General features: G+C 46.5%; 12 protein-coding genes. 3 read left to right on the forward strand and 9 right to left on the reverse strand.

The annotated features are described in order from the left end of the window. Positions 1-17: 17 nt before the first annotated feature. The 5 genes from NSQ66_RS26655 to NSQ66_RS26675 form a co-directional block, all read right to left on the reverse strand. Positions 18-350, reverse strand: a complete 333-nt coding sequence (locus tag NSQ66_RS26655) for a ferredoxin family protein (RefSeq protein ID WP_076142216.1) — start codon at positions 348-350, stop codon at positions 18-20. After that, entirely contained in the window at positions 347-1,954 is a 1,608-nt protein-coding gene (locus NSQ66_RS26660) for an FAD-binding protein (protein ID WP_036680291.1), read from the reverse strand. Before NSQ66_RS26660 ends, NSQ66_RS26655 begins: the two co-directional genes overlap by 4 nt. A 24-nt stretch (positions 1,955-1,978) precedes the next feature. Then, the gene (locus NSQ66_RS26665) at positions 1,979-2,866 is read right to left on the reverse strand and encodes an ABC transporter permease (RefSeq protein WP_076142217.1); all 888 of its coding nucleotides are present in this window, start codon (positions 2,864-2,866) and stop codon (positions 1,979-1,981) included. Positions 2,867-2,901: 35 nt separating this feature from the next. Continuing rightward, positions 2,902-3,705, reverse strand: coding sequence for an ABC transporter permease (locus tag NSQ66_RS26670; RefSeq protein ID WP_038573373.1), 804 nt, complete (start codon positions 3,703-3,705; stop codon positions 2,902-2,904). 106 nt (positions 3,706-3,811) lie between these two features. Further along, on the reverse strand, positions 3,812-4,588 hold the full coding sequence (locus NSQ66_RS26675) for an ABC transporter ATP-binding protein (RefSeq protein ID WP_036680296.1): 777 nt from the start codon (positions 4,586-4,588) through the stop codon (positions 3,812-3,814). Positions 4,589-4,914: 326 nt separating this feature from the next. Here NSQ66_RS26675 and NSQ66_RS26680 point away from each other — a divergent pair, with 326 nt between their 5' ends. Further along, the gene (locus NSQ66_RS26680; RefSeq protein ID WP_081388128.1) at positions 4,915-8,085 is read left to right on the forward strand and encodes an S-layer homology domain-containing protein; all 3,171 of its coding nucleotides are present in this window, start codon (positions 4,915-4,917) and stop codon (positions 8,083-8,085) included. A gap of 579 nt (positions 8,086-8,664) precedes the next feature. On the opposite strand, the gene NSQ66_RS26685 is transcribed toward NSQ66_RS26680, so the two are convergent. Then, the gene (locus NSQ66_RS26685; protein ID WP_036680299.1) at positions 8,665-9,948 is read right to left on the reverse strand and encodes an ArsB/NhaD family transporter; all 1,284 of its coding nucleotides are present in this window, start codon (positions 9,946-9,948) and stop codon (positions 8,665-8,667) included. 543 nt (positions 9,949-10,491) lie between these two features. Between NSQ66_RS26685 and NSQ66_RS26690 the strand changes: the two genes are divergently transcribed. Further along, entirely contained in the window at positions 10,492-11,577 is a 1,086-nt protein-coding gene (locus tag NSQ66_RS26690; RefSeq protein WP_036680301.1) for an LLM class flavin-dependent oxidoreductase, read from the forward strand. 60 nt (positions 11,578-11,637) lie between these two features. On the opposite strand, the gene NSQ66_RS26695 is transcribed toward NSQ66_RS26690, so the two are convergent. After that, positions 11,638-11,877, reverse strand: coding sequence for a hypothetical protein (locus tag NSQ66_RS26695; RefSeq protein ID WP_036680302.1), 240 nt, complete (start codon positions 11,875-11,877; stop codon positions 11,638-11,640). Further along, positions 11,874-12,881, reverse strand: coding sequence for a TIR domain-containing protein (locus NSQ66_RS26700; protein ID WP_170914300.1), 1,008 nt, complete (start codon positions 12,879-12,881; stop codon positions 11,874-11,876). The genes NSQ66_RS26695 and NSQ66_RS26700 overlap by 4 nt, the downstream gene beginning before the upstream one ends. Positions 12,882-13,030: 149 nt before the next feature. Here NSQ66_RS26700 and NSQ66_RS26705 point away from each other — a divergent pair, with 149 nt between their 5' ends. Then, the gene (locus NSQ66_RS26705) at positions 13,031-14,179 is read left to right on the forward strand and encodes an N-acetylmuramoyl-L-alanine amidase (RefSeq protein WP_036680306.1); all 1,149 of its coding nucleotides are present in this window, start codon (positions 13,031-13,033) and stop codon (positions 14,177-14,179) included. Between the two features lie 96 nt (positions 14,180-14,275). On the opposite strand, the gene NSQ66_RS26710 is transcribed toward NSQ66_RS26705, so the two are convergent. Beyond that, positions 14,276-15,568: an Nramp family divalent metal transporter gene (locus NSQ66_RS26710; RefSeq protein ID WP_051491117.1), complete on the reverse strand. Its 1,293-nt coding sequence runs from the start codon at positions 15,566-15,568 to the stop codon at positions 14,276-14,278. Positions 15,569-15,673 lie beyond the last annotated feature (105 nt).

Genomic DNA, 15,673 nt, shown 5'->3' on the forward strand with positions numbered 1-15,673 from the left:
TTAAATCTTAATCAAGCTCAGACCCCTGCCCTCGACGCCAATTTATACATAAAGTCATGGCTTGCCACCGGCTGCCTGCCCTTACCCCAGCCTACTTTTTCACGATAACCGCCAAGGAGTCCCTGCTCCTGAAGTTCCGCTTCTGTCACACCAATAATATTCTCTGAGTCTGGTGCAACGTAGAGAGCATCGACAGGACAATACAGCTCACACATAAAGCAAGTCTGGCAATCGCTCTGCCGGGCAATAACAGGAATGCCATCCTCTACCCGTTCGAAAACATTAGTCGGGCAGACAGATACACATTGGTTGCACTCTACACATCTGGCAGCGCTGATCACCTCAATCACGATAGAACACCCTCCTTAGCCACGGCTTCCGTCTTCACCCATACCTGATCTAATCCGCCGCTGATCAAACGATGATGCTGGCCATGATCTGTAGCCTTGAAATCCTCACGCTTATGCATGCCTCTCGTCTCTGTACGAGCAAGTGCAGAATTGTACATCCAGCGGGCTGTTGCGGTCATGGCTTCGGCTTCACGTGCCTTGACCCCTTCTGGCGTGCGTTGAATTTCGCGGCTTCGTTGCTCTTTCCACAACCCATCGAGACGATCTAGTGCAGAAGTCAGCCCTTGTTCTGTCCGGAACAAATTGATGTCATACGGCTTCACCTCAGCCTGTACAGCAGACACATACTCTGCCGTTTGGGCCGCCACTCCCGGCTTCACTTCCTGATGCACCAGTGGTGATGATGATAAGCCGACTGGACTACGCTGCGCAGCGTGCGACCCCAGACTCTGTGCATAGACAGCAGCTCCTTCACCAGCAAAAGAACCTGAAGACATCGCCCACGCCGCATTATGGCTGCCTCCGCCAGTAAAACCTCCGCAAATCAGCTCGCGGGTAGCAGCATCTCCTGCCGCGTAAAGTCCGGGAACACCTGTGCCGCAGCTTTCATCTGTAATATGGATGCCACCCGTCCCCCGAACCGTGCCTTCGAGCCGCAAAGTAACCGGAAACGCATCCTTGAACGGATCAATTCCCTGGCGGTCAAAAGGAAGGAAAAAGTTCGTCTGCGCCACCCGCAGCAGCGGTCTTAAATCCTCTGGTGCCCCATCCAGCTTGGCGTACACCTGATTACCTGCCAACAGATTCCGGGCAATTACAGAACGGCCTTTCTTGGAACCGGCTCCCTCCACAATGCTTCCATCCTCATAATAAAAGCTGGCATAGCTGTAATACGCCGTCTTGGTCACCGAAGAGAACGTAGGGCAGATCGCATAGGCATTGGAGAATTCCATGCCGGACAGATTCGCCCCAGCCTCAGCAGCGAAGAGATATCCATCTCCGGTCAACACGTTGCAGCCAAGTGCCTTGCTTAGGAAGGCGCAGCCTCCGGTAGCAATGACGACTGCTCCTGCCTGAACAGTCCAGGTTTCTCCACTCTGGGTATGAACTCCAGCCGCTCCAGCTACGCCATGCTCATCCGCCAGGAGTTCCAAAGCTGGGCTGTGATCTAGAATTTTAACGCCTGCCTTTTTCACCAGCCTACGCATTAATTTCATATATTCCGGTCCTTGCAGACTTCTTCGGAATTGATTGCCCTGCTCATCTACAGGGAATGGATAACCGGAAACACCCAGCTTGTTCATATTGGCATAGGTTTGATCCAGCACCCGGTCCATCCAGCGAGATTCAGCCAGCTGACCGCCAAGCGCATAACGACTTGCTTTTGCCTCTTTTCGGAGCTTCTCATCCGGCTTCACATACCAGACTCCCGTTCCCGACGGTGCCGTTGCCCCACTTGAACCGCAGTACCCTTTATCTGCAAGGATTACTTTGGCCCCCTTCGCTGATGCAGTAAGGGCTGCCCACGTTCCTGCCGGACCTCCTCCGATAACGAGCACGTCTGCCACCAAATTCACCGATCCTTTTTTCACCGATCCACTCATATGTTCAAGACCTCCTCAGTTTGTTTAGCCTTCGTAACTATCGCGCCAGAACAGGAACTTTCGTTCAATAATCCGGAACAAGGAATCGATCAGCTTACCGACAATTGCGAAAATAATAATGCCTACGAATACAACCTCTGTATTAGAGTTCTGCTTCGCTTCATTGATAAGAAACCCAATACCTGACTGTGATCCAATAAGCTCTGCTACAACCAAACCAATCCAAGCTACAGCCAGCGACAACCTTAGCCCTAACAAAATTCCAGGCAGCGCCGCCGGGAGTATAAGCCTGCGCAGCTTCTGATATGGACTGAATCCCAATACACGAGCTACTTCGAACAATTTATTGTCCACATTGCGGATGCCCATAAACGTATTAATATAGAGCGGAAAAAATGAGCCTGTCATAATGATCACAACTTTAGATATCTCTCCAAACCCGAACCAGAGAATAATGAGCGGCGCTATAGCCAAATGGGGAACAAGCCTAAGCACTTGTACGCTAGGATCGAGTACATATTCCACACTGCGGAACAAGCCAGTCAGTACGCCGAATAGAAGACCCAACACACCTCCAATAAGAAATCCGATGCCCGCCCTACCCATGCTGACACCCAGATGATGAGTTAACTCTCCAGTAACCAACAAGTCGGTAAAAGCTCTTGCAATCGAAAGCGGAGTCGGCAAAAAGGTTGCTGTGACCAGCCCCGTACTCCCTGCCAGCTGCCAAAGGACTAACGTCACCACCGGGATAATTGCACCCATTCCCCAATCAGAGAGCAAGGGTTTCCATGCAACTTGTATTGTGGGTTTCTTCGGTGTCTTCTTGGATAAAGGAGCTGTGCCGCTGCTATCCAGCGTTTCTCTGGCTCTTTTAGTATTTTTGATAATAGCTTCTACTCCATCGCTCATGGTGCATCCCCCTTTTGTTTAATGAGCGTTCAAGGTTATCCGCGATAACTGTCTTGCCATCTCAACAACCGTCGTTCAATGTAACGGACAATGGAATCACTCAACAATCCAGCTACGGCAAAAATAATAATTCCCACGAACACCACTGGTGTGTCCGCGAATTGACGCGCATCGGACATCATGTATCCAATGCCTGAGGTAGATGCAATAAGCTCTGCCACTACTAACCCCAGCCAAGAAAGCCCTAGAGAGAGACGAACTCCAAGAATAATGTTCGGCAGCGCTGCTGGAAGTACTAACCTGCCAATCTGCTTCAACCGGCTGAAGCCAAGTACCCGGGAAACTTCAAATAGCTTGTTATCCACGCCGCGAATTCCCATGAACGTATTAATATAAAGTGGGAAAAAAGCTCCCTTAGCAATCAATAGCACCTTCGACTCCTCACCGATCCCGAACCATAAAATGAACAGCGGTACTACCGCCAGACTGGGAATCATGCGGATCATTTGCAGGGAAGGATCTAACAGCTTCTCCGATCTGCGGAACAGGCCTACGAGAAGTCCTAACAGCAGACCCAGTCCACCACCTAGCAGGAATCCAGAAAAGGCTCTGACCAAGCTGATCCTAAAGTTCGGCCACAAATCGCCTGAAGCCGCTAAAGTTACAAAAGATTCCGCAATCGTATACGGCGTAGGGAACAGCATCTCCGAGATCATTCCATAATGCCCGAGCGTCTGCCACAGAATCAGCACACTGCCCGGCAGCAAAAGACCAAGTCCTAGTGTTGCCACCTTTCCGGGGCGTCCGGAAGTTCTTATGGCTACAGCCCGATTTGTCATACTTTGAACCCACCTTTTTTCAGCTTTACGATCACTTTAAATAAACAGAAAGAGACCCTCGAATAGTAATACCTTCGAAAGTCTCCATGGGTATGGTCGACCTATTTTATATTCCGGCTCCGTCTGTAAGCTCTAGCTCATCTACCTTTTCAAAATAATTCAACACCTTCAAACGCAGCTCTTGAAAGGAGGTCGTTGTTTTTTTCCGTGGATACGGTAAATCTATCGGTACAATTTTACGTATTTTCCCAGGACGTGGCTCTAGAATCACTACTCGATTACCCAAGAACACAGCCTCATCAATATCATGCGTTACAAAAATCATGGTTGTTTGGTTAGCCCGCCAAATGTCCAGCAATACCGTCTGCATATGGGCCCGAGTGAATGCATCCAGTGCACCAAACGGTTCGTCCAGCAGCAGTATTTTTGGATTGCGCAGAAGTGCACGAGCTATTGCTACCCGCTGGGCCATCCCTCCCGACAACTCGCGGGGATAAGATTTCTCAAATCCATTTAGCTTCACCAGATCAATCAATTCATCGACCTTCCGCCTGACTTCCTTGTTCCCTAGCGGTAAATCAGAGGCAATATTCTTCTCAACGGTAAGCCAGGGAAAGAGGCGATGCTCCTGAAAAATAAAACCCTTATCGATCCCAGGACCCCCAATCTCCGCCCCTTCCAGGGTGACGCTGCCAGTGTACCCGCTATCCAGACCGGCTACGATGCGTAATAGTGTACTTTTTCCACAGCCGCTGGGGCCGATGACTGTAATAAATTCGCCCTCCTGTACATGGAGATCTACATTATGGAGTGCTTGAACATGACCACCGGCAGACTCAAAACGTTTATTTAGGTTCGAAATAGACAGCAACGCTTCTCCCACCTTGACCCCTCCTTTAATCTGTATGGACAAAAAAACAGAGGCATTGCGTTTTTACATTCGCAATACCTCTGTAGGAACAGTCGGCAATCATTATTCAAAGTAAATCAATTGGAATTATAATATTTAAAATATCATCGATTTTATAAGCTGTCAACAAAAAACAAGCCCTTTTATGGAACAGAAGTGGAGTTATTTCTAGTTCATAAGTTAGAAAAGCAATGAATTAAATCACTTTCAGTAGGATGAAAGTATTAAAAAACCTCACTTTTGCGTCGATATAATGAAGTAAGCTTATGACAAATTGGTTCTAAGGAAGGGGCTTTTGCTTGAAAAGCATATCATTAAAATGGGGAGCAACACTTGTTGCCCTTAACACCTTGTTCGGTGGTACCCTCTACGCATCTGCAGCTGAAATCACTCCACCGTTCTCTGATTTAACCGAAATACAACAGACGAAAAGTGCCGCAATCCTCGAGGCTGCTCGTCTAGGATTGCTTAAAGGCGATCCCAATGGACAATTCAGACCCACTGCGACAATGACTCGCCAAGAGCTGGCAGCCATTTTAGCGAAGACCTTAAAGCTAGATTCCTCAGTAAACTCCGCTTCTTCCTTTAGAGACGTATCTGATTCCAGTTGGAGTGTGTCCGCTATTGAGGCTGTTAAAAAGGCAGGATTTATGGAGGGTGATCTTACAGGTAATTTTAATCCATCCAGACCTGTAACTAGAGAAGAGCTTGCAGTTATATTTGTACGTGCCATCCGCGGAACTGGAGCGCAAGGCGGACAAGCCAACAAGATTAAGGACGAATCCACAATCAGCAATTGGGCAAAAGAGTACATCGATGTGGCACTACGCCTTAAACTTATAGACTCTCCCGAAGATATGTTCAGCCCCAAAGGTACTGTTCAGCGGCAGGATATGGCTTCTTTTCTGCTGAATATTTTTAAAGAAGAACAACAAACTGCAACGATCGACAATATAGATGGAGATTTCGTAACGATCAATGGCACGCCTTACCTCATTGAAGGTAAACTCAAAGAATTAATGGGTGATAACAACCATGATGCTTTAAGAGGAGCTGTCCTTAAGTTCAATTCCTTGAATCGTCATGTAGATGGTTTGCAAGAGCTTGAAATTGTACAAAAAGGGGTTCAACTAAATACCTCCGGCTTACCCTCCGGTTCTTTGCTCAATATTTCTGGAAATGATGTTGTTATTAAAGGCAATGTTACCGGTGATTTGAAGATTAAAAATGGCGTTTCGAGTATAACTTTTCAGGGCCAAATTGGGCAGATCATTGTGGATTCTATAACTCCAGTTACTATTCATGGTAGCGGTTCCCTGCAAACCTTAAAAATAGTTGAAGACGGCGCTAAGATCACCATCGATCCCTCCTTGTCTATTCAAAATCTGCAGTTGCCTGGCAACAGTCTGCCTTCACATTTCATAACAAATTACACAGCCATTCAAGATAATATCCAAACGGTTCAAAATACATCTGGAGCCGTTGCTCCTGCGTATACTTCGTCCACGTCTGCTAACGCCGCCGTGAGCGATCCGACTCCTGAGCCTACTCCCGTAGCGACTCCTAGTCCTACTCCGGTAGCCACTCCGAGCCCTACTCCGGTGCTGACTCCGAGCCCTACTCCGGTAGCCACTCCTAGTCCTACTCCGGCACCGACTCCTGAGCCTACTCCGGCACCGACTCCGAGCCCTACTCCGGTGCTGACTCCTGAGCCTACTCCAGTAGCGACTCCTGAGTCTACTCCGGCGACGACTCCTGAGCCTACTCCGGCACCGACTCCTAGTCCTACTCCGGTGCTGACTCCGAGCCCTACTCCGGTAGCGACTCCTGAGCCTACTCCGGCACCGACTCCTGAGCCTACTCCGGCACCGACTCCTAGTCCTACTCCGGTAGCGACTCCTGAGCCTACTCCGAGTCCTACTCCGGTAGTGACTCCTAGTCCTACTCCGGTGCTGACTCCTGAGCCTACTCCGGTACCGACTCCTGAGCCTACTCCGGTGGCCACTCCTAGTCCTACTCCGGTCGCGACTCCTAGTCCTACTCCGGTGGCGACTCCTGAGCCTACTCCCGTTGCGACTCCTAGTCCTACTCCGGTAGTGACTCCTAGTCCTACTCCGGTGCTGACTCCTGAGCCTACTCCGGCGCCGACTCCGGTGAACCATGCACCAGTCGCGCAAAATAATATTGATCCAATATCTGCTCTGATCACAAACGGTGTCCAAAACGTCGACATCAGTAATGTGTTCATTGATCCGGACGGCGACCCGCTTACATTCGCAGCTGCATCCTCTGACGCTAGCGTTGCCACTGTATCTGTAAATGGGAATCATCTCAACCTTGTGCCGGTCAATTCAGGTACGGCCATGATTACAATAACAGCAATGGACGGCCAAGGTGGCGTTAACACTTCTACTTTTGTATTCACTGTAACGTCTAATCAGCCACCAATTGCGATATCTGGAATCACTACTCAACTCTTAACACCAGGTATCACGGCACCACGTATATTTGATCTGGCCCAGCTTTTTCAAGATCCAGACAATGACATGCTTACTTATTCAGCTTCTATAGATAACGTAAATGCTGGTACACTTAGCCTTAATGGCAACACTCTGACGGTAACTCCGGCAGCTAATAGTTCAGCTAGTGGTTTAGTGACCCTCACAGCAATGGATAATAAAGGAGGTTCAACCACCTCAACTTTCACCTTGATTACAGCCCAGCTTGTAAACAACGGCTTTGTGCCAATAACCACCAAGCAAGGTGTGTCCAATATTTCCTTCGATATTTCCAAGCTGATTCCTAATCAGAGTCAATTTAAAGTGTATACAGAAAGCAGCACAGGTTCATTGAGCGGACCTGCAACTCTGAATGGAGCTATATGGAATGGTCCTACAAGTCCAGGAACGGTATGGATAGTAGGTTCTGATGGCAAAGCGGTTGTATTATCTATAAGTGTGGCTTCACAGGGTACCTCCGAGCTATTCTTCTCAGAGTATCTGGACGGCGGTGACGGCAGAATCGCAGTTGAGCTGTACTATAAAGGAAATGGTAATCCCGCAGGAAAAGCAGAAGGTTACACCCTTGAAGTCCACCAATTTATGAAAGCCACTCAAACCAAACAGGTTTATTCCCGGTCATTATTTCCTGTATCTGTAGCAATGCCTTATATGTTTATAGATTCTACTTTTGGGGACGCATTTGATTTAATGAATATCTCCTATTACAATGATGAGCTGAGTCTATATAATCCAAAAACATATAATATTACAGCATTAGTACTGAAGAAAAACGGCCAAATCGTAGATGTTCTCGGTGACCCTACCTCTAATCAGCAATTCCTCTCCACAGGTGGAACTATTGTCCGTAAATCTGGTATATACACTGGATCACAGCAGTATTCACTTGAGGGCGAGTGGAATCAATATCCCAAAGGAAGTTACCAGTATTTTGGAAGTCATACTCCTTAAGCAGCCCTTTCTAATGTAAAAAACAAGCAGGCAGTGAGCCTCCAGATATTGGAGAATCACTGCCTGCTTGATTATCTGCATTGCGTAGCGTTAAGTCGACTTTGGGTAAACCTCGGAATAACTCCTCCGGATCCCCCCGTATATTTTATATCGCCGAATCTAGATCAAATCTTTGATTTAGTTGCATTCTGTACACTTATTTCGTATAAAAAAGGGGGTGTCCTGAATATAACTGTATTCTATACAATTAAAATCCAGAAAAATCACCTTTAGCTGAGGAAATCATGAAAATAAGTGTACTGAATACAGCTATTTTTTGGGGACAATTTATTCGATGAGTTATAACTGTACAAAATACACTTATATGCTCCCACCGTCACTTCAACATATGTTCACCGCTTCAACATCTGCATTTTGCCTCCACTTGTTACTTATACTCCTGCATCTTCTTCCACTTCTTCCACTTCTTCCTCTACTTCCTCTACTTCCACTACTCCTTCTACTTCCTCCACAACTTCTACCTGCCGTTTCAAAATATCACTTCAAGCATATCGCTCCCCCGGCTCTTAATAACGCTGCTTACATCAGATATCTTAAATATAAATACACGCTGGAGATCACAATGGACAACAGCATCAAAGGAAAACCGACCTTCAAATACTTCATGAACGTAATCGGGTACCCCTCTTTACCTGCCAAACCCGCTACGATCAAATTAGCACTCGCACCAATCAATGTGCCATTGCCACCCAGACAAGCCCCTAAGGCCAAACTCCACCATAACGGCTCCAAATTGCTGATCCCCATATTGCCCATCTCCTGAATCAGAGGGATCATAGTTGCTACAAAAGGAATGTTATCCAGAAATGCTGAGGTAATGGCGCTGACCCATAAAATCATCATTGAGCTCATCAGCACATCACCATTCGTTATTTCAATCGCTTTTGCTGCCAGCTCTGCAATCACACCTGTCTCTACAAGCCCTGACACCAACACGAACAGTCCGATAAAAAAGAAGATCGTAATCCACTCCACGCTGTGAAAAGCTTTTTCCAGCATATGTTCCCCTCCGGTCAGCAGCAGCAGTAAAAATGCACCGGCCAGTGCAACTGTAGCGGACTCCAAATGTAACGCCTGATGTAAAAAGAACCCGGCAATCGTAATTGCCAATACGATCAGACATTTTCGCAGCAGCTTATGATCCGTAATCATAACCTTCTCATCCATATCCATGATGCTCTGCTGCAATTCAGGTGTAGTTTTAATTTGTTTACCGAACATCAATAACAGCAGCGGGATATACGCCAAAACAATGATGATAATCACAGGTGTCAGATTGCTAATAAAAGCCATGAAGGTCAGCTCCTTAACAGCACTGCCAATCATGATATTAGGCGGGTCTCCGATCAAGGTTGCCGTTCCGCCTACATTAGATGCGATAATTTGTGACATTAAAAAAGGCAGCGGATGTATGCGCAGTTGTCTTGTAATACTGAAGGTGACTGGCACCATAAGCAGCACTGTCGTCACATTATCCAAAAAGGCTGAAGCCACTGCGGTAATCACAAACAAAGCAATCAGTATTCTTTTCGGCTTCCCCTTCGCCAACTTAGCTGATTTCACAGCTGCGTATTTAAAGAGCCCCGTCTCTGCGGTAATCCCTACAATCATCATCATCCCTACAAGCAGTCCTATAGTATTAAAATCGATGTGCTGCAGTGCCGTCTCCTGATCCACAATGCCCATCGCTATCATGACGATAGCTCCTAACATCGCCAGAATGGTACGGTGAATCTTTTCGGAAATAATAAGTCCATAAATCAGCAGAAAAATGCCTATCGCCCAAACCGCTTGCTGTTCCATAATATCCCTCGGTCCTTCTATGTAATTTCGTTAACTTACAGTCTACTCATCATATAACCTTATTATCATAAAATAGATTTGTATTTTTCGCACGGGGATTGTGGAATCATTCCACTAAAAAACGACTCTGCCGGATGTTTATCGGAGAGCCGTTGTAGATTCGATTATTTCATTTTTAGAGCCTGAGGCTCCTTGAAAGCAGTTAACGTCCCTTTAATCTGCACAATTATCATACCGTTTAGATCAATAGCAACCAATTTCCTATCGGTCTGGGCTACATACATGCCATGTCCCAGGCACCAAACTCCTCCTCATATAAGTAACTGCCTCATTTGGATAGATTCTTAAAATCAAATATAATAACATCAGACGAGCAGGATATAACCCTTATGGATTATTATTCCATTTTGTCAAAAACAACAGAAGAAATCAAAACATTTACTCACAAACTTACATTTTGTAAGTCATTGTGTTATAATAATCACATTCCTCCATACACGGACAGGCTTTAGCAAATATATGAATAACAAGGGGTTTGTGAGCATGAGTAACGAAACAACCGCAGCACCAGCATCCGATTTTGAATTTGGTATCTATACCTTAGGAGACATCGTTGCGGATTGTCATACAGGGAACAAGATCAGTCCAAAACAACGTCTCGACGAAGTCGTGGCTGCAGCTAAGCTGGCAGATGAGGCGGGACTTGATGTATTTGGTGTAGGTGAGCATCATCGTCTTGATTTTGTAATTTCTTCGGTGCCAGTCGTACTGGCTGCCATTTCTCAGGTTACTAACAGAATTAAACTAACGAGCGCAACAACCGTATTAAGCACCATTGATCCTGTGCGGGTGTTCGAGGATTTCGCCACACTTGATTTGCTGTCGAATGGACGTGCAGAGATTATTGCGGGGCGTGGTGCGTTTGTGGAGTCTTTTCCGCTCTTCGGGTATGAGCTTGAAGATTATCACCGTCTATTCTCCGAGAATATCAATTTACTCTTGGAGCTTAACAAACATGAAGTTATGAACTGGGAGGGCTCCTTCCGTTCATCGCTGAAGGATTCGGAGATTGCTCCACGTCCATTACAGGAGAATCTTCCACTCTGGATTGGTGTAGGCGGTTCTCCAGAAAGCGCGGAGAAGGCCGGGATGCTCGGGACCGGAATGGCTATCGCCATCCTAAGCGGCAGTCCAGAGCCTTTTCAAGAGCTTGCCGCAACCTATCGGCGTTCCGGAATTCAAGCAGGACATGCACCGGAGGATCTAAAGATTGCGATCACTAGCCACGGCTACATTGCTGAAACCTCACAGCAGGCGTTGGACGAATATTACCCTTACTACTATAGTTACCGTAACTCTATCCGTCCAAAACCGGGTCAAGAGTACAAGGTGTCTCGTGATGACTTTGGGCAATATGTATCTGCTGATAACACGATGGCTGTGGGCAGCCCGCAGCAAATTATCGAAAAAATTCTCTATCAGCATGAGCTGTTCGGTCATAGCCGCTTTATGACTCAGCTCGATATCGGCGGCCTTCCTTACGCTAAGGTAGCCAAAGCCATTGAGCTTTTGGCAACAGAGGTTGCACCTGTCGTACGGCGTGAGATCGCCAAGAAGAACAACCGTTAGAATGGAATACCAAAAAGGGGCCCTCAAGCCAATGGCTGAGGCCCCCTTTTTATAAAAAAATCACGCAAAGGATGGTTTATTATTATCTACTTTTCCGCTGATAAGCTTCTTATACTCGTCGTCTCCGCCGTCCAAAGAAGGTGCAGTATAAATCTGAGCTGAAGCTGGCTGCTGAGCAGAATGACTCGAGCCTGCTTTTCTTTTGGTGCTTTTGTCATCGCCGCCTGCACTCCTGCTCCCACCACTCGCAGATCGGAGAACAGCATCAGATAAGCTGTTAATACCTTTTATTCTCTTCATGCTGAATCCTCTCCTACTAAATGATTGATGGTACGGAATAAATCCTGATTATTCCCAACTACCGCCTTAAGATCATCTGCAGATAATCCATCACTTCCTGAGAAATGAACGGAAAGAACATACTTCTTACCTAGAGGATAGCATAGGATATATACCTCTGCAACTTCCGTGCGTTGAAAAAAAGTCCATTTACTCGATAAAAATGCATCTACCACACTAGGCTGCTTCTCATTCCCTTTCGTTACAGACAAGGGATAGGAGTGACCGCGTCCGACATTCCCCCCCACCTGAACTAGTTGTTCCTTCGCTTGTGCCTGCCAGATAGCTGCACCGATTACACGACAATGCTTCGGAGGTAAAAAGGAATTGCGTATCGCCTCACTAAGTGCGTGATACTTCTCTCCATTCTCGGAGATGGTCACATTACTATTATATTGCCAAAAAAAATGAAGGATACTTTCCTTGCGCCTTAAATCCATCTTTAGCTGCTCTAAATCTTTAAGCGGGTCACGGAATCTTCCACGCTCTTGAATACTATCAATAATCTTACCACAGCTCACATCCACAGCAGCCGTAGGATTATCGTGATGCACTTCATACTCTAACGATGTAATTCCTGCTAAATCAGATAGCAGATGATATTCTTCTACATTTTCTCCAGGGATCAGATCATCACGCGCAGTTACCTGATCAGGTACTAGACAAAAAACACGGCTGCGCCGCAATCTAGCCCAAAACAAACCCATTTCAAACCCCGTATTATCGCGGGTCACATAATAATATTTACCACGGATTTTGGCGACATCATCTGGCGAGAACACAAATACGGCAAAATCGCTCTCATCCAAATTTCTCTCCAACGCCTCCATGGTGTATTCATTCGCACGAAAAGCGTTGGCATACCAAGGATGCACTTCAGCATCCCTCTTCAGCTGCTCATGAATCGCTCTTGCATAACGTATAGACTCCCTGGAAGATCCAATGAATAGCTTTGGTTTAGTCACGGCAATGCTCCTTCATCCTCTTTCCCGATATGTAATAATTATACAAGTCTTTAGACCACCAGAAAAGAGGCCTTATTCTCAAAAAATATTATTCTAAACCTCGTAAATTGGGTAAGGAATTACGACTACTCTCAAAAAGCGAGGATACTATGAACAAAATGATAGGTGTCACCCTGCTCACAGCTTGCCTTTTGGGTATAGCAGCGCCACAGTCTGCTGAAGCAAAGACAGCAGCAGGAAGTTATACCGCACAGGTATATGCGAGTTCTTTAAATGTACGCGATGAACCGGCTAAGAATGCAACTGTTGTAGGATCAATTAAGAATGGGGCTCGGGTTACTGTGACTGATGAGCAGCACGGATGGTTAAAGGTTAAGGCGGGGAGCACCTCTGGCTGGGTAGCGGGTTATTACCTAAAAAAGGTGAACAGCAACTCCCTGCAATCCAGCGCTTCTGGAACGTCTATTGCTACTAAAACCAATACTGCCTCGTCAACATCAGCCAATGCTTTTAGTAGAACTTCAAAGGCTACAGTCACGGCTGATTCTCTACGCATCCGAAGTGGCCCAGGAACACAATATAAGGTGCTCGGTTCTTTAAAAGCCAAGGATACAGTCACTCTCCTTCTTCATCAGAACGGCTGGGCTCGAATTCGCACAGCCAGCGGTGAAACTGGTTGGGTGGCAGAGCAATATATCCGAAGCGGAAGCACACCAAGCAGTACAAGCAGCATAAGCACCGTCCAGCACAAAGGCGGACTACGAGGAAAGCTGATCGTCATCGATCCTGGTCATGGCGGCAGTGATCCGGGCATGCTCGGCACTACATATAACACCATGGAAAAGGATTTGAATCTGCACACTGCACTTTATGTCCGGGATGCTCTTGTTGCTAAAGGAGCACGGGTAGAGATGACTCGCACCCGAGACGATCAAAAGCCCACGTTAGCACGTCGTGTTCAGATGAGCCAAGCCCTGCGTGCTGACGCTTTTGTAAGCGTTCATTATAATTCTTCACCTAAAAATGTGTCCGGAACGTTGACCTTCTTTTATTCAGAAGCGGATGATTTGAAGCTCGCGCGGGCGATTGAAACCCGGCTGGGGCAAGGCATCGGTCTGAAGAGCAACGGGTTGTCCTTTGGCGATTATCACATCCTAAGGGAGAATCGGATTCCAGCTACCTTGGTCGAACTTGGATTCCTTACCAATCCTATAGACGAGTCCATTGTCCGCAAGACCTCCTATCAGAAAAAAGCGGCTAAAGCCATCGCCGAAGGCGTAGCAGATTATTTTAAATAACTGGCTGGAACAACCCTCCAAAAAAAAAGCCCGACCCATGTATCTCTCAGGTATGATCTGAGGAGATTTGTGGGTCGGGCTCTTTTGACTGCTTCCTTATACGAGCATTTGATAGACCAAGAACAAGTTCAACGATACAACCAGACCGGAGATAATCCAGCCCAGAGTGGCTGTCATTTTGCGGTTCACTAACCCGCCCATAATCTGGCGGTTGCTTGTAAACACAACCAGTGGAATCAACGCGAACGCAATCCCAAAGGACAAAATCACTTGACTTATTACGAGTGCCTTCGTTGGATTCACACCAAAACCAATGATCGCTAGTGGGGGAATGATGGTAATCGCACGGCGCAAGTACAGGTTAATTCTTTTGTTGATGAAGCCTTGCATAACCACATCGCCAGCCATAGTCCCTACGGAGGAACTCGACAGTCCCGCAATGAGTAGTCCCAGCCCAAACGAGATCGCCGTTACTGGCCCAGCTAAGTGACCAAATTGCTGAAACGCGACATCCAGATCCTCAACCACGAGACCATTTTTGAAAAACAATGCCGCAGAGACAATAACCATAGCCATATTTACTGCACCTGCGATAATCATCGCAATTATAATATCTATAAATTCCAGTTTGAAAATCTGTTTTTTCTCCGATTCATTCACCCCGACGATACGGTTCTGTGTAAGTGATGAATGCAGGTAAATCGCATGTGGCATCACGGTTGCACCTAGAATTCCTGCGGCCAAAAGGATGCTGTCCACCCCTTCAAACTTAGGTGTAAACATGCCTACGGCAACTGCTCCCATATCCGGTTTAGCTACAATAACTTGAAAAGCGAAGGCTAATACGACTATAAGGATCATCGCGGCAATCCCTGCCTCTAGGGAGCGGTATCCCCGGCGTTGCAGCTCTAAGATAGCAAATGAGCCCACCGCAGTAATCAGTGCTGCTGGCAGCATGGGAATATCAAATAAGAGATATAATCCTAATGCCGCCCCGATAAACTCTGCCAGATCCGTAGCTATAATCACCAGTTCACTTTGAATCCATAAGAAGATAGATACACTCTTCGGAAAACGATCATGAGCGATCTCAGGCAAGTTCTTGCCTGTCGCAATCCCCAGCTTGGCGGATAACGCTTGGATTAGTACAGCCATTAGATTAGAGGCTACGATCACCCACAATAAAAGATATCCATATTTGGAGCCTGCCGTAATATTGGTGGCAAAATTACCCGGATCCAGATAAGCAACTGCAGCGATAAAAGCTGGGCCTAGGAAAGGAAGTAATCGTTTAATCCCTTTGATCTCCCCGTTAAGTACGGCTTGTGCTGAAACAGAGTTCTTATGTTGTTTTATATGTGGTTGTTCTACTAAAGTTTGTTCGAGCATTTCAATTCCTCCTCTTGCCCTGAAAAAGTTGTCTATATACACGAAAGTTTCCCCTGTGCAACTTATATTTAAAGTATATGCTTATTTCTGAAAAATGTAAATATG

Source organism: Paenibacillus sp. FSL H3-0329, from assembly GCF_037963285.1.
Lineage (GTDB): Bacteria > Bacillota > Bacilli > Paenibacillales > Paenibacillaceae > Paenibacillus_AQ > Paenibacillus_AQ odorifer.

Bases quoted from the DNA above. Each gene is read 5' to 3' on its own strand.
- NSQ66_RS26690 (WP_036680301.1), top strand. From the start codon at position 10,492: ATGAGTAACGAAACAACCGCAGCACCAGCATCCGATTTTGAATTTGGT.
- NSQ66_RS26660 (WP_036680291.1), bottom strand. From the start codon at position 1,954: ATGAGTGGATCGGTGAAAAAAGGATCGGTGAATTTGGTGGCAGACGTG.
- NSQ66_RS26710 (WP_051491117.1), bottom strand. From the start codon at position 15,568: ATGCTCGAACAAACTTTAGTAGAACAACCACATATAAAACAACATAAG.
- NSQ66_RS26695 (WP_036680302.1), bottom strand. From the start codon at position 11,877: ATGAAGAGAATAAAAGGTATTAACAGCTTATCTGATGCTGTTCTCCGA.
- NSQ66_RS26705 (WP_036680306.1), top strand. From the start codon at position 13,031: ATGAACAAAATGATAGGTGTCACCCTGCTCACAGCTTGCCTTTTGGGT.
- NSQ66_RS26685 (WP_036680299.1), bottom strand. From the start codon at position 9,948: ATGGAACAGCAAGCGGTTTGGGCGATAGGCATTTTTCTGCTGATTTAT.
- NSQ66_RS26670 (WP_038573373.1), bottom strand. From the start codon at position 3,705: ATGACAAATCGGGCTGTAGCCATAAGAACTTCCGGACGCCCCGGAAAG.
- NSQ66_RS26665 (WP_076142217.1), bottom strand. From the start codon at position 2,866: ATGAGCGATGGAGTAGAAGCTATTATCAAAAATACTAAAAGAGCCAGA.